This window comes from Streptomyces sp. NPDC057623 (genome assembly GCF_042800355.1).
Taxonomy (GTDB): Bacteria; Actinomycetota; Actinomycetes; order Streptomycetales; family Streptomycetaceae; genus Streptomyces.
Window position 1 is genome coordinate 302,413 of record NZ_JBHVGZ010000001.1, and the last position, 22,024, is coordinate 324,436.

The window sequence follows — 22,024 nt, forward strand, 5'->3', positions numbered from 1 at the left end:
GGGTTTTTCGCGACCCTCGTTGTCCTCAACGCCCTCGGCATGCCTGCCCTCATTGCACGTTGATACTGCCCTCTTCGTCGCCGATCCATGCCTCGGATTCGGATCCTTGTGACGACGCGTCCTGAGAATTGCGCGCTGCGTGCGGTTCGTCAAGGCCCCCGCGCCCGAACCCAGGGGCTCCCGGAGACACGACGAAGATCACCATACCCCCCGCCATCGCGGGTGCAAGGTAACCGTGGCCGCGCCCCCAGGAACGCCGAAGAGCGACCACCCGAATGGATGATCGCTCTTCGGTGCGACTGCGTTACAGCCTCAGGAGACTGCTTTCAGTACGCGAGACGGTCGTACTCGACCGAAGGGTGTTACTTGACCTCGACGGAGGCGCCGGCGCCCTTGAGGGACTCGGCAGCCTTCTCGGCGGCCTCCTTGGCGACCTTCTCGAGAACGGGCTTCGGAGCGCCGTCCACGAGGTCCTTGGCCTCCTTCAGGCCCAGGGAGGTCAGCTCACGCACGACCTTGATGACCTGGATCTTCTTGTCGCCGGCACCGGTGAGGATGACGTCGAACTCGTCCTGCTCCTCGGCGGCCTCGGCGGCGGCGCCACCAGCGGCACCACCGGCGACGACGACCGGCGCGGCAGCGGCGGCGGTGACGTCGAACTTCTCCTCGAAGGCCTTCACGAACTCGGAGAGCTCGATGAGGGTCATCTCCTCGAACTGCGCGAGCAGGTCTTCCTGGCTGAGCTTCGCCATGATGGCGGTCCTTCCACTAAATCGGCAGGTGCCGGATGTACTGGGTGAGGCGGGCGTACGTCGGCCCGCTGTGGCCTCCGCGGTCGGACTGCGGGGGCCAGTGTGCGAGCCGAGTTACTCGGCACCGCCCTGCTCGGCCTGCTTGGCGCGAAGCGCGTCCACGGTGCGGACGAGTTTCGACGGCAGCGCCTGGAAGACGGAGGCAGCCTGGGACTGCTTCGCCTTGAAGGCACCGGCCAGCTTGCTGAGCAGAACCTCGCGGGACTCGAGGTCCGCAAGCTTCTTGATCTCGTCGGCGCTCAGCGCCTTACCCTCAAGGACACCGCCCTTGATGACGAGATTCGGGTTGTCCTTGGCGAAGTCACGGAGACCCTTCGCCGACTCCACCGGGTCACCGGTGACGAAGGCGACAGCCGTCGGACCGTTGAACAGGTCGTCCAGCGTCGTGATCCCGGCCTCGTTGGCCGCAATCTTGGTCAGCGTGTTCTTCACCACGGCGTACTGGGCGTTCTCACCGAGCGAACGACGCAGCGTCTTGAGCTGCGCCACGGTGAGACCGCGGTACTCGGTCAGCACAGCAGCGTTGGAGTTGCGGAACTGCTCCGTCAACTCGGCCACTGCGGCAGCCTTGTCGGGCCTCGCCATGAGCCTCGGCCTCCTTCCGGGTGATTCTGACCGCGCGGACCCGAAGGAGGACTGGGGAAAACGAAACGCCCCGGCGCAGGCGCACGGGGCGGACTCGACCGGCGTACACACGAGACGTACGTACTCCGGGAGTTCTTCCACAGTCACCTGCGCGGGTCGCCCGCAATTTCAGCGGATCCTTCGGCCACCGCACCCTCTTGCAAGCGCACGGCAACGACCAGCGGTCTTTGGCTTCTGTAGGAGCGTACGGGACTCAGTCGCTGTCAGGCAAATCGTCCCCTACGGCCCTCAGCTCCCGTTCTTCTTCAGCGGCTTGCGCAGGTCCGCCGTGTCGTCGGCGCGAGGCGCCCGGACCGTCACCGGCTTGTCCTGGTCGAGGAAGGTGAAGGTGAGATCCAGCGCGCCATGGCGTCCGAAGCCCTGGGTGCGGAGCTGCTTGACGTGGTCGTCGTGGTCGACCCACACGTCCAGGGTGAGCTCGTCCACGCCCGCCTTCTCGTACTGGTCGAGGCTGTTGGCGCGCCCCTCCCGGGTCGCCTTGTCCTTGACCTCCTTGAGGGCGGAGCGGAGCTCGCCGATCGTGGCCGTGCCCGTGTAGCGCGTGGTGCCGACGCCGCCGACCTTCTCGGAGCCGATCCGTTTCACGTCCTCGGCGTCGGCCAGGAAGGCCGCTTCCCGCGCCGGGTTCCGGCCCACCTGGTCGCGCAGGCCGCCGACGTCCATGCGCATGCCGCCGTGCGTGGTGAACTCGGCCTTCGGGCCGTAGCTGATCCAGTGCCGGCCGCCCATCTCCTCGACCATGTCGTCGGTCGCGCTGCCGTACAGCACCCCGCCGACCAGGCGCAGCTCGGTCCTGCCCTGCTGGTCACCGCTCAGGTTGGCCGTTCTGAAACGCGCCGCCATCGGCTTCGTCCGGACGGTCCCCTCGTCCGCTATGCGTCCCCGCTCCGGAAACCTGCCGGTCACCCGGTAGTGCAGGGACGTGACGCCTTCGCTCTTCTCCGCGGCCCGCGCGACGGCGTCGGCGGCCGACGAGCCCGCGGACTGCTCCGCGTCGGCGCCCGCTCCACATCCGGCGAGCAGCAGCACGGCGGCAGGCAGGACGGCACGTACGGCAAGCCTCATCGATTCCCCCCAAGGAACACATGGCTGATGCGTGGTCATCGCACAGCAAGATCGGGAGCGTATCCCGGGCGGCCTGAACAGGCTCGCGAATTCAGCGACCCGCCGAGTCCTCCAGCAGCTCCTTGAGGTCCGCGGTGTCCCGCACCGGGGGCTTCTCGGTCGTGGCCTTCGCTCCGTAGTCGCTGTAGTACGCGGTCTGGGTCAACTGCCCTGTGGCTGTCCGGCCCTTCTCGACCTTCTTGACCAGCAGGTCCCGGTCGTCGACCCATATGTCGACGGTCTGCCCGGTGGCGCCGGCCCCGTGCACCGTCCCGGAGTAGTGCGTGGTGCGCTCGCCGCTCACCGTCTCCTCGCCGACCTTCCGCACGTCCGTGGAGGACAGCAGCCGCTGCACCGACGTGTGCGGAGCGGTGCCGCGCATCTGGGCCGCGAGATCCGCTCCCGCGCTGCCGGCGAGGTCGTCCAGGTCGTCGTAGGCGTACTTGATCCAGTGCTTGCCGCCGGTCTTCTCGGCGAACGAGTCGCCCATGCGCGCGTAGTAGGCGTCCGGGAGGTAGCGGGCCTCCATCGACGTGGTGCCGAGGCGGCGCATCGTCTCGGCCGTCGTGCCCCCGGTGTATGTGATCGTCAGGGTGCCGGTGAGGCCGTCGCTCCAGGCGAGGGTGCCGTCGGCCTTCATGGACAGCGTCGAGCCCATGGCGGTGGTGGACCTGACGCGGGCGGACTCAGCCCGGTCGGTGGACCGCTCGACGGCACGCAGGGCAGCCGTCACGGCTCGGGCGGGCGTGGTGCGGTCGGGCTCGTCGGGGCCGTCGGAGGAGGTGCAGGCGGCCAGGGCCGTCAGCGCGGTCAGCAACGCGATCCAGAACGCCGACCGGCGCGCCCTCGTGCTCGTCATTCGTCCCCCCTGTGCGAATCCCGTGAATGCACGTTAACCCAGGGCACTGACAAACGAACCTGAGAACGGGGACGGGCCCCACACCCGGCAAGGGTGTGGGGCCCGCTTTCGAGCCTGGTGAGCCGGTGGCTCAGACCGCGGCCGGGTCCTCCTCGACGAGGAGGTTGCGGGTGCGGTTCGGGTCGACGGGGATGCCGGGGCCGATCGTGGTGCTGATCGCGGCCTTCTTGATGTAGCGACCCTTGGCGGCGGACGGCTTCAGACGGAGGATCTCCTCCAGCGCGGCGCCGTAGTTCTCCACCAGCTTGCTGTCGTCGAACGACGCCTTGCCGATGATGAAGTGCAGGTTCGAGTGCTTGTCGACGCGGAACTCGATCTTGCCGCCCTTGATGTCGGTGACGGCCTTGGCCACGTCGGGGGTGACGGTGCCGGTCTTCGGGTTCGGCATCAGACCACGCGGACCGAGCACGCGGCCGAGGCGGCCGACCTTGCCCATGAGGTCCGGGGTGGCGACGACGGCGTCGAAGTCCAGGCGGCCCTTCGCGACCTCGTCGATCAGTTCGTCGGAGCCGACGATGTCGGCGCCCGCGGCCTCCGCGGCCGCAGCACGGTCACCGGTCGCGAAGACCAGGACCCGGGCGGTCTTGCCGGTGCCGTGCGGCAGGTTCACGGTGCCACGGACCATCTGGTCGGCCTTACGCGGGTCGACACCCAGACGGAAGGCGACCTCGACGGTGCCGTCGAACTTGCTCGTGGACGTCTCCTTGGCGAGACGGACCGCCTCGAGCGGGGCGTACAGCTTCTCCCGGTCGATCTTGGCGTCCGCAGCGCGGAGAGTCTTGCTGCGCTTGCTCACTACTGCTCCTGTGATTTCTAGGAGTTGTGGTCCGGGCCGAGCAGGCCCCGCCACTCACTTCTGCTGGGGAGGTTGAGGTCAGCCCTCGACCGTGATGCCCATGGAACGGGCGGTGCCGGCGATGATCTTGGACGCGGCGTCCAGGTCATTGGCGTTGAGGTCGGGCATCTTGGTGGTGGCGATCTCGCGGACCTGCGCCTGGGTGATCTTGGCGACCTTGGTCTTGTGCGGCTCGCCGGAGCCCTTCTCGACACCAGCGGCCTTGAGGATCATCTTCGCGGCCGGCGGGGTCTTGGTGATGAAGGTGAAGGAACGGTCCTCGTAGACCGTGATCTCCACCGGGATGACCCAACCGCGCTGCGACTCGGTCGCGGCGTTGTAGGCCTTGCAGAACTCCATGATGTTGACGCCGTGCTGACCCAGCGCGGGGCCGACCGGCGGGGCCGGGTTGGCTGCGCCGGCCTGGATCTGGAGCTTGATGAGCCCCGTGACCTTCTTCTTCTTGGGAGGCATGCTCTCTCCGGGTCCTTACTGAGAGGTTGAGTACCACCTGCGTCATTCGGATGAATCATCGGGCAGATGGCATACCGCACAACGATAGCCGCTCGGGCCTCAAGACATGAAATCGGCAGCTCAGGAGGACCACGGGGAGAAGGGTCGCCGTCCGCGCAGCACGGCGACGAGGGTGCCGAGACCGATGATCAGCAGGATCAGGGCGGGCAGGGAGAGCGCGGCGGTGATGGCCACGACGTAGCCGAAGCCGTCCTCCTCAGCCGCCACCGTGGGGTCCGAGGCCAGGTATCTGATGGTGATCGGCAAGCCGTCCCGCGAGACCTTGCTCGGGGTGGCGCTGGTGAGGGCGGGCAGATCGGCCTCGACCCGCTTGCCGTCGACCTCGAACTCGACCCAGCAGCGCTGACCCCAGCAGTTGGACCCCTCGGCGTGGAACGTGCCGACGGCCCGGACGCCGTCCTGCACTTTCGCCACCCGCTGCCACTGGGTGCTGCCGACATAGGCCGGGGCGAGCGCGGCCAACGCCGCCAGCAGCAGGAACAGGACGGGCCAGCGGAAACGGCGAAGGCGCCCCGGGCCGGTTTCCTCCGGCGGGGCGCCCTCGCTGCGTATGTCGGCCAACTGGCTCAGTTCTTCTGGATCTGGTCGAAGGACAGCTCGACCGGCGTCTCACGCCCGAAGATCTCCACCAGACCCTTGACCTTCTTGGAGTCGGCGTTGATCTCGTTGATGGTGGCCTGGAGCGTGGCGAACGGGCCGTCGGTGACGGTGACCGAGTCGCCGACCTCGAAGTCCAGCACCTGGACCTCGACCTTGCGCTGCGGGGCAGGCTTGCCCTCGGCCTCGGCGGCCTCGCGAGCGGCCTTCTCCTCGGCCTCCGGGGCGAGCATCTTGACGATCTCGTCCAGGGTCAGCGGGTACGGGTCGTACGCGTTGCCCACGAAGCCGGTGACGCCGGGGGTGTTGCGGACGACGCCCCAGGACTCGTTGGTCAGGTCCATGCGGACCAGGACGTAACCCGGCAGCTTGTTCTGCTTGATCGTCTTGCGGTCGCCGTTCTTGATCTGGACGACCTCTTCCTGCGGCACCTCGGCCTGGAAGATGTAGTCCTCGACGTTCAGCGAGACGGCGCGCTGCTCAAGGTTGGTCTTCACGCGGTTCTCGTAACCGGCGTAGGTGTGGATGACGTACCACTCGCCGGGCAGAATGCGGAGCTCGTCGCGCAGCGCGGCGACGGGGTCGACCGGCTCGGCCGACTCCTCGTCGGCGGCCTCTTCCTCGTCCTCGACGGCCTCGACGTCACCGCCGGACTCGTCCTCGACGTGGAGGGCGGATTCCTCGGCGGGCTCGCCCGCCTCGGCATCGGCAGCCTCGACCTCGTCCAGGTCCTCGTCCGCGCCTTCGACGATGTCGAGCTCGTCTTCCACGGACTCGACGCCCTGCCCGTGTGGCTCGATGGCGTCGTTCACGTTCTGGTCAGACACGGTGGCTGCTTCTTCCTGGATACATAGGGGTGGAACATGCGAAAGGGGCGCCGGTAACCACGGCGCCCTTCGCTCTTGGCTCAGCCAAAGACGTACTTGGCGGCGTTATCGAGCCCATAGTCAATCACGGTCACCAGGCCGATCATGATGACGACGAAGATGATCACCACGGTGGTGTACGTCGTCAACTGGTTGCGCGTCGGCCAGACGACCTTGCGGAGCTCCGAAATGATCTGGCGGTAGAAGAGCGCAAGTCGCTTCAGCGGGCCCTTCTTGGCGCGCTTGCCACCCTTGCGGGTCTTCTTGGACTCCGGCGCCTCGTCCTGGGCATCAGGCATGTCGATGGAGCCCACGGCGTCCGTCACTCGTCCTCACCTGATTCCGGGTCGTGGCCGTGCCGCGCCCGGTTGGAGCCGCACGGCGGTGCATTGCTGTACGTACATGCGCACACATCCTGGCGAAGGTGTGTGTAGCAGGGCCGGAGGGACTTGAACCCCCAACCGCTGGTTTTGGAGACCAGTGCTCTACCAATTGAGCTACGACCCTTTGTGTGTCCCCCAACGTACCGCATCCGAGCGAGTGCACGGTGTGCACCCTGTGACTGCGGGCCGCTGAAGGCCAACGAGGTGAGAGTGTACGTGGTCCTGGGCGCGCCGTCGAACAGAAAGTGCCCGTGGGAGGGTTGGTCGGCGAAAGATCGGCCGAAGTTCACGGGTCGCCGGGCGCAAGATCCGCTGGCCGCGACCCGGATCCGCACAGTTGTCCAGCTGATGTTCAGTCTGTGAAACCCCCGTGCCGGGCGCGTTTCCTGTCTGAAACGATGGGCCCCATGAGCGCTGCAACCCCTCCCACCGAGCGCCGGGTCTCCGCCCGAGTCGGCGCGATCTCCGAGTCCGCCACCCTCGCCGTGGACGCCAAGGCCAAGGCCCTCAAGGCTGCCGGGCGTCCGGTGATCGGCTTCGGCGCCGGTGAGCCCGACTTCCCGACCCCGGACTACATCGTCGAGGCCGCCATCGAGGCCTGCAAGAACCCGAAGTTCCACCGCTACACCCCGGCCGGCGGTCTGCCCGAGCTGAAGGCCGCGATCGCCGCGAAGACGCTGCGCGACTCCGGCTACGAGCCCGACGTCTCGCAGATCCTGATCACCAACGGCGGCAAGCAGGCCATCTACGAGGCATTCGCCGCGATCCTCGACCCGGGCGACGAGGTCATCGTCCCGGCCCCGTACTGGACGACGTACCCGGAGTCGATCCGACTCGCGGGCGGTGTCCCGGTCGAGGTCGTCGCCGACGAGACGACCGGCTACCGCGTCTCCGTGGAGCAGCTGGAGGCGGCCCGTACGGAGAAGACGAAGGTCGTCCTCTTCGTGTCGCCGTCCAACCCGACCGGCGCCGTCTACAGCGAGGCCGAGACCGAGGCGATCGGCCGCTGGGCCGTCGAGCACGGCCTGTGGGTGCTGACGGACGAGATCTACGAGCACCTGGTCTACGGCGACGCGGTGTCCGTGTCGCTGCCCGCCGTTCTGCCCGAGCTGCGCGACAAGTGCATCGTGGTCAACGGCGTGGCCAAGACGTACGCCATGACGGGCTGGCGGGTCGGCTGGATCATCGGTCCCAAGGACGTGGTGAAGGCCGCGACCAACCTCCAGTCGCACGCGACGTCGAATGTCTCGAACGTGGCGCAGGTCGCCGCGCTCGCCGCCGTCTCCGGTGACCTGGACGCGGTCGCGAAGATGCGCGAGGCCTTCGACCGCCGCCGCAAGACGATCGTCCGGATGCTCAACGAGATCGACGGCGTGCTCTGCCCGGAGCCCGAGGGCGCCTTCTACGCGTACCCGTCGGTGAAGGCCCTCATCGGCAAGGAGATCCGCGGCAAGCGCCCGCAGGACTCGGTCGAGCTGGCCGCGCTCATCCTGGAGGAGGCCGAGGTCGCGGTCGTCCCGGGTGAGGCCTTCGGCACACCGGGCTATCTGCGGCTGTCGTACGCGCTCGGTGACGAGGACCTCGTCGAGGGCGTGAGCCGCATCCAGAAGCTGCTGGCCGAGGCGCGCGACTGACGTTCCGCATCGGCTCGGGGCACATACCAGCTTTGGTATGTGCCCCGTTTGTTTGTGCGAGCAAGACCACTAACAGGGAAACGGCTACCGGGACGGCGGACACGTACGGCAGGATCCTGGAATGGAGCGTGTACGTGATGTCTCTGAACTGCCGAAGGCCCATCTGCACCTGCACTTCACGGGTTCGATGCGGCCTACGACCCTGCTGGAACTGGCCGACAAGTACGGCGTACGTCTGCCCGAGGCGCTGACCGAGGCGCTGACCAGCGGGGAGCCGCCGAAGCTACGGGCGACGGACGAGCGGGGCTGGTTCCGCTTCCAGCGCCTTTATGACTCGGCGCGCTCGTGCCTACGGCAGCCGGAGGACATCCAGCGCCTGGTCAGGGAGGCCGCGGAGGAGGATCTGAACGACGGCTCCGGCTGGCTGGAGATCCAGGTCGACCCGACGTCGTACGCACCCCGGCTGGGTGGTCTGATCCCCGCGCTGGAGATCATCCTGGACGCGGTGGAGACGGCGTCGCGGGACACGGGGATCGGGATGCGTGTCCTGGTCGCCGCGAACCGTATGAAGCACCCTCTGGACGCCCGCACGCTGGCGCGTCTGGCGGTGCGGTACGCCGACCGGGGCGTGGTCGGCTTCGGGTTGTCGAACGACGAACGCCGTGGGATGGCGCGCGACTTCGACCGCGCCTTCCACATCGCCAGTGAGGGTGGCCTGTTGTCGGCCCCGCACGGTGGCGAGCTGACCGGCCCGTCCTCGGTCCGTGACTGCCTGGACGACCTGGACGCGAACCGGATCGGCCACGGGGTGCGGGCGGCCGAGGACCCGCGACTGCTGAAGCGCCTCGCCGACAAGGGCGTCACGTGCGAGGTGTGCCCCGCGTCGAACGTCGCCCTCGGCGTCTACGAGAAGCCCGAGGACGTCCCGCTGCGGACGCTGTACGACGCCGGCGTCCCGATGGCTCTGGGCGCCGACGACCCCCTGCTCTTCGGCTCGCGTCTGGCCGCCCAGTACGACATCGCCCGCCGGCACCACGCCTTCACGGACGAGGAGCTGGCGGAACTGGCCCGGCAGTCCGTGCGGGGTTCGGCTGCGCCGGAGGAGACGAAGGCGAAGCTGCTGGCGGGAGTGGACGACTGGCTCGCCCAGCCCGTGTAGCCCGCCCGGTGCGCCTCCCGCGCGCGGCGCGCCTGGCTCGGTCAGTCGGCGATGCCCGCGAGCAGCGTGCGGGCCAGCCGTGCCGCGAACTCGTCCACCGGCGGCCGTACGGCCTCCTTCGTCGCGTCGTAGGCGAACGCCCGCTGCGCGCAGGCGCCCATGAGCAGGGACGCGGCCGCGAACGTGTCCGCGTCCGTGCTGACCCTCCCCAGTTCCTGCTCGGCCCGCAGATAGGTGTCGAGTTCCTGGATCGGCACGTGCGGGCCCGCCCCCTTCTGCCGTACGGCGTCGTCGTGTCGCCGTTTGAGCTCGGTCTGGGCGTAGAGGGACGCCGCGATCGGGAAGCTCTGTTCGTAGAACAGGGCCGCCTGGCGGGCGATCTCGGTGAGGTTCTCCGTGAGCGAGTGCCGCCCCGGCTCGGCGGCGAGGCTGCTGAGCAGGGGGCGGAGCGGGGGCAGCCGCTCGGTGAGCACGCTGATGAACAGCTCTTCCTTGCTGTCGAAGTGCTTGTACAGCGCCGCCTCGGAACATCCTGCCGCCCGCGCGATCTCCTTCGTCGTGGCCCGCGCCAGCCCGACCGTGCGCATCAACTCGTATGCGGCGTCGAGGAGTCGAACCCGGGTCGGCTTGTTCTCCATGAGATGTCCAATCGCCCTTGACGGGTGGGTGAGTACTTACTCACTCTAGTGGAGGCAGGGGTGAGTGAATACTCACCCACCCACGTCTCGCATACGGGAGCCCTCATGAAACTCACCGTTTTCGGCGCCACCGGAGGCATAGGCAAGGAAGTCGTCCGCCAGGCCCTGCATGCCGGCCACGAGGTCACGGCCGTCGTACGGGACCCCGCGCGCTTCACCCTCTCCGACGGCAGGGGCCGGCTGGAGGTGTTCCGCGCGGATCTCACGGACCCCGGTGCGCTGCGGCCCGCCGTCGCCGGCCGGGACGCCGTGCTGTCCGGCCTCGGTGCCCGTAACCGCGGGGACGCAGGGGTCGCGGCACGGCTGACCCGTACGGTGCTTGCCGCCCTGGAGGCCGAGGAGGTGCGGCGGCTGATGGTGGTGAGCGCCGCGCCGGTCGGGCCCGAGCCGGAGGGGGAGGGCCTCCTGGACCGGGCCGTGCGCGGCGTGGTGTCGGCGGTCCTGAAGGACATCTACGCCGATCTGCGGGAGATGGAGGCGGCGGTGGCCCGCAGCGCCGTCGACTGGACCGTCGTACGGCCTCCGCGCCTCCAGGACAAGCCGCTCACCGGCGGGTACCGCGCCGTCGTGGGCGGGTTTCCGCTCAGGGGGCGCTTCATCGGGCGGGCGGATGTGGCCCACGCGATGCTGGGGATGGTCGGCGACGCGGCGACGGTGAAGCAAGGGGTGGGCGTCGCCTACTGAAGGCGTGGCGCGGCTACGGAAAGGCCTGGGCCTGGCCTAGAGGCTGACTCCGACCGTCACCGGCTCGTTGACCAGCGTGATGCCGAAGGCTTCGCGGACGCCTGCGACGACCTCCCGGGCGAGGCCCAGGAGGTCCTCGGTGGTCGCTCCGCCGCGGTTGGTGAGGGCGAGGGTGTGCTTGGTGGAGATGCGGGCGCGCCCGGTGCCGTATCCCTTGGTGAAGCCCGCCTTGTCGATGAGCCAGGCCGCGGAGGTCTTGGTGTGCCCCTCCCCCGCCGGGTACGCGGGCGGCTCCACACCGTCGCCGAGGTGCTCGCGCACGCGCGCGTGGAACGCCGCGAACTGCTGGTCGGTGAGGATGGGATTGGTGAAGAAGGAGCCTGCCGACCAGGTGTCGTGGTCCTCGGGGTCCAGAACCATGCCCTTCCCCGTCCGCAGCTTCAGCACGGTCTCGCGAGCGGCGGCCAGGGGGACGCGGTCGCCGGGTTCGACACCGAGGGCGCGGGCCGTCTCGGCGTACTTGATCGGGGCGGAGAGTCCGTCGGCGTCCTCCAGTCGGAAACGGACGCGCAGGACGACATAGCGCTCGGGGTCGGCCTTGAAGCGGCTGTGGCGGTAGGAGAAGGCGCAGTCGGCGTTCGGGATGACGACGGTCTCGCCGGCCCGGCGGTCGTACGCGATCACCTCGGTGATGGTCGAGGAGACTTCCTGGCCGTACGCCCCCACGTTCTGGATCGGCGTGGCGCCCGCGGAGCCGGGGATTCCGGCGAGGCACTCGACCCCGGCCAGGCCGGCTTCCACGGTTCGGGCGACGGCGTCGGTCCACACCTCGCCGGCTGCCAGTTCGAGCGTGGTGCCGTCCAGCTCGAAGCCCTTCGTGGCGATGACGAGCGCGGTGCCCGCGAAGCCCTTGTCCCCGATGACCAGGTTCGAACCGCCACCGATGAGCAGCAACGGGGTCCTGTCGGCGTCCGCCTCCCGCACGACGTCGATGACCTCGGCGTCGGTGGTGGCGGTGACCAGACGGGTGGCGGGGCCGCCCAGCCGGAAGGTGGTCAGGGGGGCGAGGGGGGCGTCGTGGAGTTCCTGCACGCGCTCAAGACTACGAGACGGCACCGACAGCCCCGGCACCCATGGGAAGTGCCGGGGCTCATGCGTGCACCACGCGCGCGTGCCGTTCACGTAAGACGCCGGAACGCCTCTGTCCAGTCGAGCGGAAGTTCGTCGCTCGACGCCTGCCACGTGGCGAACTTCGCGCCCCGCATCTGCGCGGACAGGCCCTGCGACGTCGGGGCATGGACGCCCTCGCGGGCGAAGGTCTTGAGCGCCGCGGGCGACTCCCAGGCGGACAGCGTCCAGAAGGTCCGCTTGAACGGCTCGGCCTTCAAGGAGGCCCCGTACGCTCCGGACGCCCGGCTCACCTGCCGCCAGACACCCGGCGTACGGGCGAGGAAGCGCAGTGCTCCCCAGAAGGTGCGGGTCTCGAAGCGTGAGGCGAAGACGTGCACCTCGGTGTGGTGTGGCGCGGGGTTCGGCACGGTCCAGGGAAGGGTGGGCATGACTGCTCCTCGTGGTCCGGGTGTCATCGGGAAGGTCAGCGGGAGGCCGGCTCCAGCACGGGCTCCGGCACCTGCTCGGTCGCACCCGCGGCGCTGCCGCCTCGCCCTCGGCGCGGGATCAGCAGGGCCGCAACCCCGGCGAGCGCCACCACCGCCGCCCCGGTGACCAGCGCGGGCCGCAGGCCGTCGACGAAGGTCTGGCCGGTCTCGTAGCCACCCTGCGCGGAGAAGATCGACGCCATGACGGCTATGCCGAGCGCCCCTCCCACCTCACGCAGGGCGTTGTTGGCGCCGGAGGCGATGCCCTGCTCCGAGACGCGGACGCTGGACATGACCAGGTTGGCCGCCGGCGCGAAGAACAGGGCCATCCCGACGCCGCTGATGATCAGGCCCGGCAGCTGGGCGGAGTAGGAGGCGTCGACCGTGACCACGGAGGCCATGTAGGCAAGACCGGCGGCCTGGAAGAACAGGCCGGTGGCGACGACGGGCCGGCCGCCGATGCGGTCGGAGAGGAGGCCGGCGATCGGCGCGACGAGCATCGGCATGCCGGTCCACGGCAGCATCCGCAGCCCCGCCTCGGTCGGCGAGTAGCCGAGCACGCCCTGCATGTACTGGCTGAGCAGGAAGATCGACCCGAACATGCCGAGGAACATCAGCAGGCTCGCGGCGTTGATCCCGGAGAACGCCCGGGAACGGAAGAGCCGCATCGGCAGCATCGGGTTCCTGGCCCGGGTGCTGTAGAGGACGAACCCCGCGAGCAGCGCTCCTCCGGCGAACAGGCCGGTGAGAACCAGAGGGCCGGTCCAGCCGTCGGCGGGCCCGCGCACCAGGCCGTACACGATCCCGAACAGTCCGCCGCTGGCGAGCAGGGTGCCGGGGACGTCGAGCGCGGAGCCGGTGCCGTACGACTCGGTCAGGCGCAGGCGGGCCAGCGGCAGCAGGGCCAGGCCCAGCGGAACGTTCAGCCAGAAGATCCACTGCCAGGAGATGTGCTCGGTGAGGCTGCCGCCGATGAGCGGCCCGGACGCGACCGCGAGCCCGTTGACGGCGCCCCAGATGCCGTACGCCATCCCGCGCTTGGCCGCGGGCACGGCCGCCGTCAGCAGGGTCAGCGTCAGCGGCATCATGATCGCCGCGCCGACACCCTGCACCGCGCGGGCGGCGATGAGGGAGTCGAGACCGGGCGCGAGGGCCGCTGCGGCGGACGCGCCGGTGAAGATCGTGATGCCGACGAGGAAGAGCCGGCGCCGGCCGAAGCGGTCTCCGAGCGCCGCACCGAACATCAGCAGCACGGCGAAGGTGAGTGTGTACGCACTCACCGTCCACTCCAGGTCGGGCAGCGATCCGCCCAGGTCCTCGCGGATGGAGGGCAGTGCGGTGGTGACGACGAGATTGTCGAGTGCCGCCATGAATCCGGCGACGCTGGTGATGACGAGGGCCCAGACGGCCCCGCCGAGGCCGGTTGCTCGCGCGTTCTGTTCGATCTGGTGTGACATCGCTCCCCCAGGGGTGATGCGTTTCCGATTCCTGTGGACGGTCATGCTGAATAGTTATTGATCACTAACTTTCGAACCCATGAAAAAGCCCGGCGAACCACACGCCCCCGCCCCCTAGGGCCGCTCCTCAGCCCGCCCCGACGGCTCCATCCCGGCCCAGACACGATGCTGGGGAGGGAAACCCATGGCCACCAGGCAGTTGATGAGCATTCCGTACGCCATGAAGGTCGTCGTCTCGTTGACGTCCGCCCCCAGCGGCAGATGGACGGTGTCCCACAGCCGCATCCAGCCGGCGCGCACCACCTCGCCGAACTCGTGGTCACCCTCCTGCTCGGCGGCCGCCACGGCCAGGTACATGTGCATCTGCATCATCAGCCGCTCGGGCTGCTCCGAGACGACCTTCCGGTACACGTCCCCCATGGCATGCAGGGCCTCCTCACCCTCCAGCCCCTCGGAGGCCTCCGCGAACATGCGGATCGTGTCCTCCACGCAGCGCTCTGCCGCCGCCAGGAAGATCGCCCTCTTGCCCGGGAAGAGCCGGAAGAGATACGGCTGCGAGACACCGACCCGCTTGGCGATCGCCTCGGTCGACGTGCCGTGGTAGCCACCGCGGGCGAATTCGGTCATCGCCGCACGGATGACGCTCTCGCGCCTCTCTTCTGCGCTCATCCTGACCATGAGAAGTAAGTTAGTACTCAATCACTAACTACGTCAAGGGGTACGGCGTCCGAAATGTGCGGCCCTCGATGCGCCACCGAAAGCCGCCACGCCTCGCCACCGACATACGTAAGGGGCGCCCCACCATGGAGAACGCCCCTTACCTCACGGCACGCGCGTGCCGCTCACGCCAGCTGTACGACCGCCCGCGACATCCCGAGCACCTTCTGCCCGGCGCTCTTCACGAGCAGGTCCACGCGGACCTTGTTGTCGTCGAGCTTGGCCGCGACCTTGCCGCTGACCTCGACCGTGGCGCCCTGGTCGTCATTGGGCACGACCACGGGCTTGGTGAAGCGAACGCCGTACTCGACGACCGCGGACGGGTCGCCGGTCCAGTCGGTGACCACACGGATCGCCTCGGCCATGGTGAACATGCCGTGCGCGATGACGTCCGGCAGCCCGACCTCCTTGGCGAACTTCTCGTTCCAGTGGATCGGGTTGAAGTCACCGGAGGCACCCGCGTACTGAACGAGTGTGGCGCGGGTCACGGAAAAGTCCTGGGCCGGCAGCTCGGTGCCGACCTCGACGTCACCGTACGCAATCTTCGCCGCCATCGGTCTCACGCCTCCCCTTCTTCGGCGTCCAGCCCGCGGGCCACGAGCTTCGTCCAAGCGGTCACGACGTGCTCCCCCGCCTCGTCGTGGACCTCGCCGCGGACGTCCAGGATGTCGTTGCCCGCCATGGTCTTGACCGCTTCGATGGTCGAGGTGACCGTCAGCCGGTCACCGGCACGCACCGGGCGGGTGTACGCGAACTTCTGGTCGCCGTGCACGACGCGGCTGTAGTCCAGGCCGAGCTGCGGGTCCTGGACGACCTGTCCCGCGGCCTTGAAAGTGATCGAGAAGACAAAGGTCGGCGGGGCGATCACATCAGGGTGACCGAGCGCCTTGGCGGCCTCCGGGTCCGTGTACGCCGGGTTGGCGTCCCCCACCGCCTCCGCGAATTCACGGATCTTCTCCCGACCCACCTCATAGGGGTCGGTGGGCGGGTAAGTCCGCCCCACGAAGGACTGGTCGAGCGCCATGGCTCGGCACCTCCTGGTGTCTGCTGCCGTTGACCTGCTGGTTCACCTGAGTCGGCCCAACCGACCGGTAACCGGGGCGGAAACGACGCGAGGCCGCCCCCCTGAGGGGGCGGCCTCGCGTACGAGCCTGATTTATCGCGTCTCGCGGTGCGCGGTGTGCGCGTTGCAACGCGGGCAGTGCTTCTTCATCTCAAGACGGTCCGGGTTGTTACGCCGGTTCTTCTTGGTGATGTAGTTCCGCTCCTTGCACTCCACGCAGGCCAGCGTGATCTTCGGGCGGACGTCGGTGGCAGCCACGTGAGTGCTCCTTGACGAACGGATGGGACTGAATTAACGCAAGAAAGAGTAGCCGATCGAAGGACCGACCCCGCAATCGGCTACTGTCAGTAGCGGTGACCGGACTTGAACCGGTGACACAGCGATTATGAGCCGCTTGCTCTACCGACTGAGCTACACCGCTGTGATGCGATCGGAACCCGCCTTACGGCGGGAACCTCTCACACCAGAGCCCCAATACGGAATCGAACCGTAGACCTTCTCCTTACCATGGAGACGCTCTACCGACTGAGCTATTGGGGCGAGCGATGAAGACATTACACGCTCGGCCGCCGTTCACCCAAATCCGTTTCGCGGCACCCGCCGAGGGCCGAACGGCGCACCACGCAGAGGCCTCGCAGGCCACTGCGGTAGCGCGGGGCGCGGCTCCGTTCGGCGGACCACACCGGTACGACTATTGCGCTCCTGCGCGCCAGGGCCGTATCGCCACCCTAGGCTCGACTCACTCTGCGTGATCTTGCCTCTGGAGCGCGATGCCCGACAGCCACCCCCAGCCGCCCCACTCGTCGTCCTCGTCGGGCTCGTCCGGACCGGCCGACCCGGGTGCACTGCTGCTCTGTGGGGCACGGCTCACCGACGGCCGGACCGTGGACGTACGGCTGGGTGCCGGGCGCATCGAGGCGGTCGGGACGGCCGGAAGCCTGGCGGGGGACACGCGCGCGTGCGGCACGCGTGTGGACCTCGACGGCTACCTGCTCCTGCCGGCCCCGGCCGAACCGCACGCCCACGCCGACACCGCGCTCTCCGCCGACGAGGGCGGACCGATCTCGTACGACCCCCAGGACGTCCAGCGCCGGGCCACCGAGGCCGCCTTGCTCCAGCTCGGGCACGGGGCGACCGCGCTGCGGGCACACGTGCGCGTGGGCGACGTTCAGGGGCTGGGTGCCCTGACCGCCGTACTCCAGGCACGGCGGTCACTGCGCGGGCTCACCGAGTTGACGACGGTGGCGATGCCCCGGCTGCTGACCGGAGTGGCCGGCGCCGACGGGCTGGCGATGCTGCGGGACGCGCTGAAGATGGGCGCTTCGGTGGTCGGGGGCTGCCCGGATCTGGACCCGGATCCGACGGGTTACGTGGAGGCCGTCCTGGAGGTCGCCTCCGAACACGGCTGCCCCGTCGATCTGCACACCGACGCCACCGATCCGGCCCGACTGGCCCGGCTTGCCGCGATGGCCGGCGGACTGCGCCCCGGCGTGGCCCTCGGGCCCTGCGGCGGCCTGGGCCGTCTGCCCGCGCAGACGGCCTCCCGCACCGCCGACCAGCTGGCGGCCGCCGGAGTGACGGTGGTGTGCCTGCCGCAGGGCGGCTGCGGGGGCGCGGAGCGGCGGAGCACGGCGCCCGTACGGCTGCTGCGCGCCGCCGGCGTACGGGTCGCTGCCGGAAGCGGCGCGCTGCGGGACGTGGCGAATCCGGTGGGACGCGGAGACCCGCTGGAGGGCGCCTACCTGCTGGCCTCACGCCACGGGCTGCGCCCCGAGGACGCGTACGACGCCGTGAGCGCGTCGGCGCGTGCGGCACTGGGCCTGCCGGAGGTGCGGGTGGAGGCGGGCTTCCCGGCCGAGTTGCTGGCGGTGCGGGGGGATCGGCTGGCGGGGGCGCTGTCACTGGCGTACAGCCGCATCGTGGTGCACCGGGGGCGCGTGGTGGCGCGGACCAGCGCGGTGCGGGAGTACTGCAACTCGGCCGTGGCGGCGGAGTTGGGCTTGCCGCGGCAGGGGCGCGGGGAGTTGTCCTGAGAGGGGGCACGGCCAGGGCTCGCGAGTGGGGCGGGGAGCTCGTTGGTGCGCGCGAGGCGTGTGCTGACAGCTCGTGCGCCCGGCGTCCGGACGGGACATGTGCGCCTGTGGGGCCGTGATGCGTGCGTCTGTCGGGACGTGAGGCGTGGCTGAAGTCGTGCGGCGGATGCGCCCGTCCGGGCGTACGGTCGGAGACATGCGCATTGTCATCGCTGGTGGTCATGGTCAGATCGCGCTGCGGCTGGAGAGGCTGCTCGCCGCACGCGGGGACGAGGTCGCGGGGATCATCCGCAAGGCCGAACAGGGAGACGACCTGCGGGAGGCCGGTGCCGAACCGATCCTGCTGGACCTGGAGTCGGCCTCGGTCGAGGAAGTCGCGGCACAACTCCAGGGCGCGGACGCTGCCGTCTTCGCGGCCGGCGCGGGCCCGAGCAGCGGGACGAGCCGCAAGGACACGGTGGACAGGGGCGCGGCGGTCCTGTTCGCGGACGCGGCCGTCCAGGCGGGCGTACGGCGCTTCCTGGTCGTGTCGTCCATGGGGGCGGATCCGAGGCACGAGGGCAGCGAGGTCTTCGACGTCTACCTTCGCGCGAAGGGCGGAGCCGACGAGTACGTCCGCGGACTGGCCGGCCTGGACTGGACGATCCTGCGCCCCGGCATCCTGACGAACGACGCCGGAACCGGCCTGGTGCGCCTGGAGGCCCACACCGGCCGCGGACCGGTCCCTCGCGACGATGTGGCCGCCGCACTCGCGGAGTTGCTCGACACCCCTGCCACGGCCGGTCTGACGCTGGAGCTCATCAGCGGCTCGGCCCCGGTGTCGGTGGCGGTCAAGTCGGTGGCGGGCAACTGAGGATGAGCTCGGAGAACGTCCTGGACGGAGTCCGGCTGCACGGTCGTGAGGCGGTACGCGCGTACTGGGCGCGGCAGTTCGCGGCCGGGCATCCCCTCGTCCGGCTGGAGGACCTCCGGCCGGACACGGACGGCGAGGCCGTGGTGGCGACCGTACGGCCCGGGATGCGCGATGCGTCGGGCGACCTGTGGGCGGAGGAGACGGTCGAGCACGTGTACCGGTTCGACGGGGACGGGCTGGTGACGCGGATGGATGTGCAGGCCCGTTCCTCGGGCGGCCCGGCCGCGTCGGGGTTCTCGGGGTGAGGCCGGGACTCGGCGTACGAGGCTCTGCGTCCAGCTCTTGGTGGGTGCGCGGAGCAGGTGTGCGGAGCAGGTGTGCGGAACAGTGTTCAGAACAGCGGAAGCTGACCGGGGAAGTCGGGCACGACGTACCCGTCCAACGCGGGCTGCGCGGCCCCGAGTTGTGCCTGTCTGCGTGATCCGGGACAGGACACGAGCTCCCCGCTCTCCCGCGCGCCGGGCGGATCGTGCCGTGCGAACCGACCGGCGACGACGGCGATCTCACGACGGCACTCGGGGCAGCTTCTGCGGCGCATGGACATGGGATCAGTGTGCCCGGGCCTGGCTCCGGAACGCGAAAACCCCTCCGCTCTACGTTTCCGTAGAGCGGAGGGGTTTCCACAATGTGGCGGCGCCAGGATTCGAACCTGGGAAGGCTGAGCCGGCAGATTTACAGTCTGCTCCCTTTGGCCGCTCGGGCACACCGCCGGGGTTTGCTGCCGCTCGAACCGCCTTTTGGCGGCGCTCCGTGGCAACGACGTAAACAATACCCGATGTGGAGGGGTGCTTCGCCACCCGATTGATCGCCGCCCGGGGGACGAGGGGTGGCTAGGCTTGTCCGGATGCGGTCCGGGTTCCGCCCCGGGCTCGGCGGCCACCCCCACGCCCGCCGACACGCACCCATACGCACCCCGATACAAGGAGCCACAGGACATGGCCGACTCCAGTTTCGACATCGTCTCGAAGGTCGAGCGGCAGGAGGTCGACAACGCCCTCAACCAGGCCGCCAAGGAGATCTCGCAGCGCTACGACTTCAAGGGCGTGGGTGCCTCGATCTCGTGGTCCGGCGAGAAGATCCTGATGGAGGCGAACTCCGAGGACCGGGTGAAGGCTGTCCTCGACGTCTTCCAGTCCAAGCTGATCAAGCGCGGGATCTCGCTGAAGGCCCTGGACGCGGGCGAGCCCCAGCTCTCGGGCAAGGAATACAAGATCTTCGCGTCGATCGAGGAGGGCATCTCCCAGGAGAACGCGAAAAAGGTGGCGAAGATCATTCGCGACGAGGGCCCGAAGGGCGTGAAGGCCCAGGTGCAGGGCGACGAACTGCGGGTCAGCTCCAAGAGCCGGGACGACCTCCAGGCCGTGATCACCCTGCTGAAGGGCGAGGACTTCGAATTCGCGCTGCAGTTCGTGAACTACCGGTGAGCAGCTGATCCGACCCCGGCTTCGGCACTGGCAGCGGCTTCGGCCCGATGCTTCACGAGAAAGGGTGGACACCCCAGGATGCCCACCCTTCTCGCCTGCTGGCTGCGGTCCGGGGTGTGCTCGCCCGACTCAGTTGCGGGAGTGGCCGAACAAGAGGCGGTAGGCGATCAGGAGCACCAGGGAGCCGCCGATCGCGGCGGCCCAGGTGGTGCCGTCGTAGAAGTCCTTGGTGATCGGGTGGTCCAGCCAGCGGGCCGAGATCCAGCCGCCGATGAACGCGCCCGAGATGCCGATGAGCGTCGTGCCGATGAAGCCGCCCGGGTCACGGCCCGGCAGCAGGAACTTGGCGATGGCTCCGGCCAACAGCCCCAGAATGATCCAGCTGATGATCGTCATGCCCTGAACCTGCCCCTCCGCGCTGTGCCTGCACTTTCCCGGCACTGTGATCTCGGGCGCGCTTGTTCGTGCTCTGTTGATGAACAGGACGTCACGACGGCACCTCTCGGTTGCAGCGATCAGTAGGGTTCCGGCCATGAGACGGTCCGGCTCCACCCCCTCCGAGCTGCGGCGCACCCTCGGTGTCGGCGACGCCGTGGTCATCGGGCTCGGCTCGATGGTCGGAGCCGGGATCTTCGCCGCCCTGGGACCCGCCGCCCGCGCGGCCGGATCCGGGCTGCTGGTCGGACTCGCGATCGCGGCCGTGGTCGCCTACTGCAACGCCACGTCGTCGGCGCGACTGGCCGCCCTGTATCCGGCGTCGGGCGGCACGTATGTGTACGGGCGCGAGCGGCTCGGGGAGTTCTGGGGATATCTCGCGGGCTGGTCGTTCGTGGTCGGTAAGACGGCCTCCTGTGCGGCGATGGCACTCACCGTGGGCGTATACGTCTGGCCGGGGCAGGCGCACGCGGTGGCGGTCGCGGCAGTGGTGGCGCTGACCGCGGTGAACTACGGCGGCGTGCAGAAGTCCGCCTGGGTGACACGGGCGATCGTGGCGGTGGTCCTGGCTGTCCTCGCTTGTGTGGTGGTCGTGAGTCTGGGGTCCGGGCAGTCCGATGCCGGGCGCCTGGACGTGGGGGCCTCGGGCGGGGTGGACGGTGTGCTTCAGGCCGCTGGGCTGTTGTTCTTCGCCTTCGCCGGGTACGCGCGGATCGCGACCCTCGGTGAGGAGGTCCGGGACCCGGCGCGCACCGTTCCCCGGGCGATTCCCCTGGCCCTTGGCATCGCGCTGGCGGTGTACGTGTCGGTCGCGGTGGCTGTCCTTTCCGTACTGGGGTCGGAGGGGCTCGGGCAGGCGGATGCGCCATTGGCCGACGCGGTGCGGGCGGCGGGGGTGCCTGGGCTGGTACCGGTGGTGCGGGTGGGCGCGGCTGTCGCGGCGCTGGGCTCGCTGCTCGCCCTGATCCTGGGCGTCTCACGGACGACGCTGGCCATGGCCCGCGACCGGTATCTGCCCGGCGCCCTGGCCGTCGTACATCCGCGTTTCCAGGTGCCGCACCGGGCCGAACTGGCCGTGGGCGTCGTGGTCGCGGTCCTGGCGGCCACGGTGGACGTGCGGGGCGCTATCGGGTTCTCCTCCTTCGGTGTGCTGGCGTACTACGCGGTGGCCAATGCGTCGGCCTGGACTCTCGACTCGGCGGCGCCTTCGAGGTTCGTTCCGGTGGTGGGACTTCTCGGGTGCGTGGTCCTCGCGTTCTCGCTCCCGGAGATCTCGGTGGTGGTGGGCGCGGGTGTGCTGGTGGTGGGTGTGGCGGCGTACGGCGTGCGGCGGTGGGTGCTGGAGCGGTCGGGTGACCGAGGCGGTGAGTAGGCCCGCGCACACGCGTGTGTCGCTGTTGCGGGATCGAGGTGCGGGCGGGGAGGAGCGGGCCGAGGTTGATGGGGGCCTGGGCCGGCCGTCGGGCTGTGCGGCATGACCGGGCCGCTCAGTGGCCGACGGGGCTCATACGAAG

General features: G+C 69.3%; 27 protein-coding genes and 4 tRNA genes. 8 read left to right on the top strand and 23 right to left on the bottom strand.

The window, feature by feature from the left end:
• Nucleotides 1–362 precede the first annotated feature (362 nt).
• The 10 genes from rplL to ACFU95_RS01460 all read right to left on the bottom strand — a co-directional run bounded on the left by rplL (nucleotide 363) and on the right by ACFU95_RS01460 (nucleotide 6,819).
• Entirely contained in the window at nucleotides 363–752 is a 390-nt protein-coding gene (rplL, locus tag ACFU95_RS01415; protein WP_363118624.1) for a 50S ribosomal protein L7/L12, read from the bottom strand.
• A 114-nt stretch (nucleotides 753–866) separates the two neighbouring features.
• Nucleotides 867–1,397, bottom strand: a complete 531-nt coding sequence (gene rplJ / locus ACFU95_RS01420; RefSeq protein ID WP_030046352.1) for a 50S ribosomal protein L10 — start codon at nucleotides 1,395–1,397, stop codon at nucleotides 867–869.
• 288 nt (nucleotides 1,398–1,685) lie between these two features.
• Entirely contained in the window at nucleotides 1,686–2,522 is an 837-nt protein-coding gene (locus ACFU95_RS01425) for a hypothetical protein (protein WP_383820048.1), read from the bottom strand.
• 91 nt (nucleotides 2,523–2,613) lie between these two features.
• The gene (locus ACFU95_RS01430) at nucleotides 2,614–3,420 is read right to left on the bottom strand and encodes a hypothetical protein (RefSeq protein ID WP_383820050.1); all 807 of its coding nucleotides are present in this window, start codon (nucleotides 3,418–3,420) and stop codon (nucleotides 2,614–2,616) included.
• A 130-nt stretch (nucleotides 3,421–3,550) separates the two neighbouring features.
• On the bottom strand, nucleotides 3,551–4,276 hold the full coding sequence (rplA, locus tag ACFU95_RS01435) for a 50S ribosomal protein L1 (protein ID WP_383820053.1): 726 nt from the start codon (nucleotides 4,274–4,276) through the stop codon (nucleotides 3,551–3,553).
• 78 nt (nucleotides 4,277–4,354) lie between these two features.
• Nucleotides 4,355–4,789, bottom strand: a complete 435-nt coding sequence (gene rplK / locus ACFU95_RS01440) for a 50S ribosomal protein L11 (RefSeq protein ID WP_030359033.1) — start codon at nucleotides 4,787–4,789, stop codon at nucleotides 4,355–4,357.
• A 120-nt stretch (nucleotides 4,790–4,909) separates the two neighbouring features.
• Entirely contained in the window at nucleotides 4,910–5,410 is a 501-nt protein-coding gene (locus tag ACFU95_RS01445) for a hypothetical protein (protein WP_383820057.1), read from the bottom strand.
• A gap of 5 nt (nucleotides 5,411–5,415) precedes the next feature.
• The gene (nusG, locus tag ACFU95_RS01450) at nucleotides 5,416–6,273 is read right to left on the bottom strand and encodes a transcription termination/antitermination protein NusG (protein WP_383820058.1); all 858 of its coding nucleotides are present in this window, start codon (nucleotides 6,271–6,273) and stop codon (nucleotides 5,416–5,418) included.
• Between the two features lie 80 nt (nucleotides 6,274–6,353).
• Nucleotides 6,354–6,638 carry a preprotein translocase subunit SecE gene (secE, locus tag ACFU95_RS01455; RefSeq protein WP_383820060.1) on the bottom strand — a complete coding sequence of 95 codons (285 nt, stop codon included), beginning with the start codon at nucleotides 6,636–6,638 and terminating at the stop codon, nucleotides 6,354–6,356.
• Nucleotides 6,639–6,746: 108 nt separating this feature from the next.
• Nucleotides 6,747–6,819 (bottom strand) — tRNA-Trp (locus tag ACFU95_RS01460).
• Nucleotides 6,820–7,102: 283 nt separating this feature from the next.
• On the opposite strand from ACFU95_RS01460, the gene ACFU95_RS01465 reads away from it, so the two are divergent.
• On the top strand, nucleotides 7,103–8,329 hold the full coding sequence (locus tag ACFU95_RS01465) for a pyridoxal phosphate-dependent aminotransferase (RefSeq protein ID WP_383820063.1): 1,227 nt from the start codon (nucleotides 7,103–7,105) through the stop codon (nucleotides 8,327–8,329).
• A 121-nt stretch (nucleotides 8,330–8,450) separates the two neighbouring features.
• Nucleotides 8,451–9,488 carry an adenosine deaminase gene (locus tag ACFU95_RS01470; RefSeq protein ID WP_383820066.1) on the top strand — a complete coding sequence of 346 codons (1,038 nt, stop codon included), beginning with the start codon at nucleotides 8,451–8,453 and terminating at the stop codon, nucleotides 9,486–9,488.
• A 41-nt stretch (nucleotides 9,489–9,529) separates the two neighbouring features.
• Here ACFU95_RS01470 and ACFU95_RS01475 read toward each other — a convergent pair whose 3' ends face one another.
• Nucleotides 9,530–10,126: a TetR/AcrR family transcriptional regulator gene (locus tag ACFU95_RS01475; protein ID WP_383820069.1), complete on the bottom strand. Its 597-nt coding sequence runs from the start codon at nucleotides 10,124–10,126 to the stop codon at nucleotides 9,530–9,532.
• 105 nt (nucleotides 10,127–10,231) lie between these two features.
• Here ACFU95_RS01475 and ACFU95_RS01480 point away from each other — a divergent pair, with 105 nt between their 5' ends.
• Complete coding sequence (locus ACFU95_RS01480) at nucleotides 10,232–10,870, top strand: NAD(P)-dependent oxidoreductase (protein ID WP_383820072.1); 639 nt, start codon at nucleotides 10,232–10,234, stop codon at nucleotides 10,868–10,870.
• A gap of 36 nt (nucleotides 10,871–10,906) precedes the next feature.
• On the opposite strand, the gene ACFU95_RS01485 is transcribed toward ACFU95_RS01480, so the two are convergent.
• The 9 genes from ACFU95_RS01485 to ACFU95_RS01525 all read right to left on the bottom strand — a co-directional run bounded on the left by ACFU95_RS01485 (nucleotide 10,907) and on the right by ACFU95_RS01525 (nucleotide 16,245).
• Nucleotides 10,907–11,962: a UDP-N-acetylmuramate dehydrogenase gene (locus ACFU95_RS01485; protein ID WP_383820075.1), complete on the bottom strand. Its 1,056-nt coding sequence runs from the start codon at nucleotides 11,960–11,962 to the stop codon at nucleotides 10,907–10,909.
• Nucleotides 11,963–12,048: 86 nt separating this feature from the next.
• Complete coding sequence (locus ACFU95_RS01490) at nucleotides 12,049–12,429, bottom strand: DUF3291 domain-containing protein (RefSeq protein ID WP_383820078.1); 381 nt, start codon at nucleotides 12,427–12,429, stop codon at nucleotides 12,049–12,051.
• Nucleotides 12,430–12,464: 35 nt separating this feature from the next.
• Nucleotides 12,465–13,925, bottom strand: coding sequence for an MFS transporter (locus ACFU95_RS01495; RefSeq protein ID WP_383820081.1), 1,461 nt, complete (start codon nucleotides 13,923–13,925; stop codon nucleotides 12,465–12,467).
• Between the two features lie 114 nt (nucleotides 13,926–14,039).
• A complete protein-coding gene (locus ACFU95_RS01500; RefSeq protein ID WP_383820083.1) occupies nucleotides 14,040–14,603 on the bottom strand; it encodes a TetR/AcrR family transcriptional regulator in 564 nt (187 codons plus the stop codon).
• Between the two features lie 164 nt (nucleotides 14,604–14,767).
• Nucleotides 14,768–15,196, bottom strand: a complete 429-nt coding sequence (locus ACFU95_RS01505; protein ID WP_383820086.1) for a MaoC family dehydratase — start codon at nucleotides 15,194–15,196, stop codon at nucleotides 14,768–14,770.
• A gap of 5 nt (nucleotides 15,197–15,201) precedes the next feature.
• On the bottom strand, nucleotides 15,202–15,666 hold the full coding sequence (locus tag ACFU95_RS01510; RefSeq protein WP_383820088.1) for a MaoC family dehydratase N-terminal domain-containing protein: 465 nt from the start codon (nucleotides 15,664–15,666) through the stop codon (nucleotides 15,202–15,204).
• Between the two features lie 132 nt (nucleotides 15,667–15,798).
• On the bottom strand, nucleotides 15,799–15,963 hold the full coding sequence (gene rpmG, locus ACFU95_RS01515; RefSeq protein WP_003948671.1) for a 50S ribosomal protein L33: 165 nt from the start codon (nucleotides 15,961–15,963) through the stop codon (nucleotides 15,799–15,801).
• 90 nt (nucleotides 15,964–16,053) lie between these two features.
• Nucleotides 16,054–16,126: transfer RNA gene (locus ACFU95_RS01520), tRNA-Met, on the bottom strand.
• Nucleotides 16,127–16,172: 46 nt separating this feature from the next.
• A tRNA-Thr gene (locus ACFU95_RS01525) sits at nucleotides 16,173–16,245 on the bottom strand.
• Nucleotides 16,246–16,475: 230 nt separating this feature from the next.
• Between ACFU95_RS01525 and ACFU95_RS01530 the strand changes: the two genes are divergently transcribed.
• The 3 genes from ACFU95_RS01530 (at nucleotide 16,476) to ACFU95_RS01540 (ending at nucleotide 18,896) form a co-directional block, all read left to right on the top strand.
• Nucleotides 16,476–17,738, top strand: coding sequence for an amidohydrolase family protein (locus ACFU95_RS01530; protein ID WP_383820091.1), 1,263 nt, complete (start codon nucleotides 16,476–16,478; stop codon nucleotides 17,736–17,738).
• Between the two features lie 196 nt (nucleotides 17,739–17,934).
• Nucleotides 17,935–18,591 (top strand): SDR family oxidoreductase, encoded by a 657-nt coding sequence (locus ACFU95_RS01535; protein WP_383820094.1) that lies wholly within the window; start codon nucleotides 17,935–17,937, stop codon nucleotides 18,589–18,591.
• 2 nt (nucleotides 18,592–18,593) lie between these two features.
• The gene (locus ACFU95_RS01540; protein WP_383820097.1) at nucleotides 18,594–18,896 is read left to right on the top strand and encodes a hypothetical protein; all 303 of its coding nucleotides are present in this window, start codon (nucleotides 18,594–18,596) and stop codon (nucleotides 18,894–18,896) included.
• Between the two features lie 86 nt (nucleotides 18,897–18,982).
• Here ACFU95_RS01540 and ACFU95_RS01545 read toward each other — a convergent pair whose 3' ends face one another.
• Complete coding sequence (locus ACFU95_RS01545) at nucleotides 18,983–19,195, bottom strand: hypothetical protein (RefSeq protein ID WP_383820100.1); 213 nt, start codon at nucleotides 19,193–19,195, stop codon at nucleotides 18,983–18,985.
• Between the two features lie 84 nt (nucleotides 19,196–19,279).
• Nucleotides 19,280–19,361: transfer RNA gene (locus ACFU95_RS01550), tRNA-Tyr, on the bottom strand.
• Between the two features lie 225 nt (nucleotides 19,362–19,586).
• Here ACFU95_RS01550 and ACFU95_RS01555 point away from each other — a divergent pair.
• Nucleotides 19,587–20,075 (top strand): YajQ family cyclic di-GMP-binding protein, encoded by a 489-nt coding sequence (locus ACFU95_RS01555; protein ID WP_383820103.1) that lies wholly within the window; start codon nucleotides 19,587–19,589, stop codon nucleotides 20,073–20,075.
• A 129-nt stretch (nucleotides 20,076–20,204) separates the two neighbouring features.
• Here the strand turns inward: ACFU95_RS01555 and ACFU95_RS01560 are convergent, their stop codons facing one another.
• Nucleotides 20,205–20,471: a GlsB/YeaQ/YmgE family stress response membrane protein gene (locus ACFU95_RS01560; protein WP_383820105.1), complete on the bottom strand. Its 267-nt coding sequence runs from the start codon at nucleotides 20,469–20,471 to the stop codon at nucleotides 20,205–20,207.
• A 136-nt stretch (nucleotides 20,472–20,607) separates the two neighbouring features.
• On the opposite strand from ACFU95_RS01560, the gene ACFU95_RS01565 reads away from it, so the two are divergent.
• Entirely contained in the window at nucleotides 20,608–21,882 is a 1,275-nt protein-coding gene (locus ACFU95_RS01565; RefSeq protein ID WP_383820107.1) for an APC family permease, read from the top strand.
• Nucleotides 21,883–22,024 lie beyond the last annotated feature (142 nt).

Excerpts from the sequence above, each read along its gene's own strand:
- rplL (WP_363118624.1), bottom strand. The coding sequence starts at position 752 with ATGGCGAAGCTCAGCCAGGAAGACCTGCTCGCGCAGTTCGAGGAGATG.
- rplJ (WP_030046352.1), bottom strand. The coding sequence starts at position 1,397 with ATGGCGAGGCCCGACAAGGCTGCCGCAGTGGCCGAGTTGACGGAGCAG.
- ACFU95_RS01425 (WP_383820048.1), bottom strand. The coding sequence starts at position 2,522 with ATGAGGCTTGCCGTACGTGCCGTCCTGCCTGCCGCCGTGCTGCTGCTC.
- ACFU95_RS01430 (WP_383820050.1), bottom strand. The coding sequence starts at position 3,420 with ATGACGAGCACGAGGGCGCGCCGGTCGGCGTTCTGGATCGCGTTGCTG.
- rplK (WP_030359033.1), bottom strand. The coding sequence starts at position 4,789 with ATGCCTCCCAAGAAGAAGAAGGTCACGGGGCTCATCAAGCTCCAGATC.
- ACFU95_RS01465 (WP_383820063.1), top strand. The coding sequence starts at position 7,103 with ATGAGCGCTGCAACCCCTCCCACCGAGCGCCGGGTCTCCGCCCGAGTC.
- ACFU95_RS01470 (WP_383820066.1), top strand. The coding sequence starts at position 8,451 with ATGGAGCGTGTACGTGATGTCTCTGAACTGCCGAAGGCCCATCTGCAC.
- ACFU95_RS01475 (WP_383820069.1), bottom strand. The coding sequence starts at position 10,126 with ATGGAGAACAAGCCGACCCGGGTTCGACTCCTCGACGCCGCATACGAG.
- ACFU95_RS01480 (WP_383820072.1), top strand. The coding sequence starts at position 10,232 with ATGAAACTCACCGTTTTCGGCGCCACCGGAGGCATAGGCAAGGAAGTC.
- ACFU95_RS01490 (WP_383820078.1), bottom strand. The coding sequence starts at position 12,429 with ATGCCCACCCTTCCCTGGACCGTGCCGAACCCCGCGCCACACCACACC.
- ACFU95_RS01495 (WP_383820081.1), bottom strand. The coding sequence starts at position 13,925 with ATGTCACACCAGATCGAACAGAACGCGCGAGCAACCGGCCTCGGCGGG.
- ACFU95_RS01500 (WP_383820083.1), bottom strand. The coding sequence starts at position 14,603 with ATGGTCAGGATGAGCGCAGAAGAGAGGCGCGAGAGCGTCATCCGTGCG.
- ACFU95_RS01505 (WP_383820086.1), bottom strand. The coding sequence starts at position 15,196 with ATGGCGGCGAAGATTGCGTACGGTGACGTCGAGGTCGGCACCGAGCTG.
- ACFU95_RS01510 (WP_383820088.1), bottom strand. The coding sequence starts at position 15,666 with ATGGCGCTCGACCAGTCCTTCGTGGGGCGGACTTACCCGCCCACCGAC.
- ACFU95_RS01530 (WP_383820091.1), top strand. The coding sequence starts at position 16,476 with ATGCCCGACAGCCACCCCCAGCCGCCCCACTCGTCGTCCTCGTCGGGC.
- ACFU95_RS01535 (WP_383820094.1), top strand. The coding sequence starts at position 17,935 with ATGCGCATTGTCATCGCTGGTGGTCATGGTCAGATCGCGCTGCGGCTG.
- ACFU95_RS01540 (WP_383820097.1), top strand. The coding sequence starts at position 18,594 with ATGAGCTCGGAGAACGTCCTGGACGGAGTCCGGCTGCACGGTCGTGAG.
- ACFU95_RS01545 (WP_383820100.1), bottom strand. The coding sequence starts at position 19,195 with ATGTCCATGCGCCGCAGAAGCTGCCCCGAGTGCCGTCGTGAGATCGCC.
- ACFU95_RS01555 (WP_383820103.1), top strand. The coding sequence starts at position 19,587 with ATGGCCGACTCCAGTTTCGACATCGTCTCGAAGGTCGAGCGGCAGGAG.
- ACFU95_RS01560 (WP_383820105.1), bottom strand. The coding sequence starts at position 20,471 with ATGACGATCATCAGCTGGATCATTCTGGGGCTGTTGGCCGGAGCCATC.
- ACFU95_RS01565 (WP_383820107.1), top strand. The coding sequence starts at position 20,608 with ATGAGACGGTCCGGCTCCACCCCCTCCGAGCTGCGGCGCACCCTCGGT.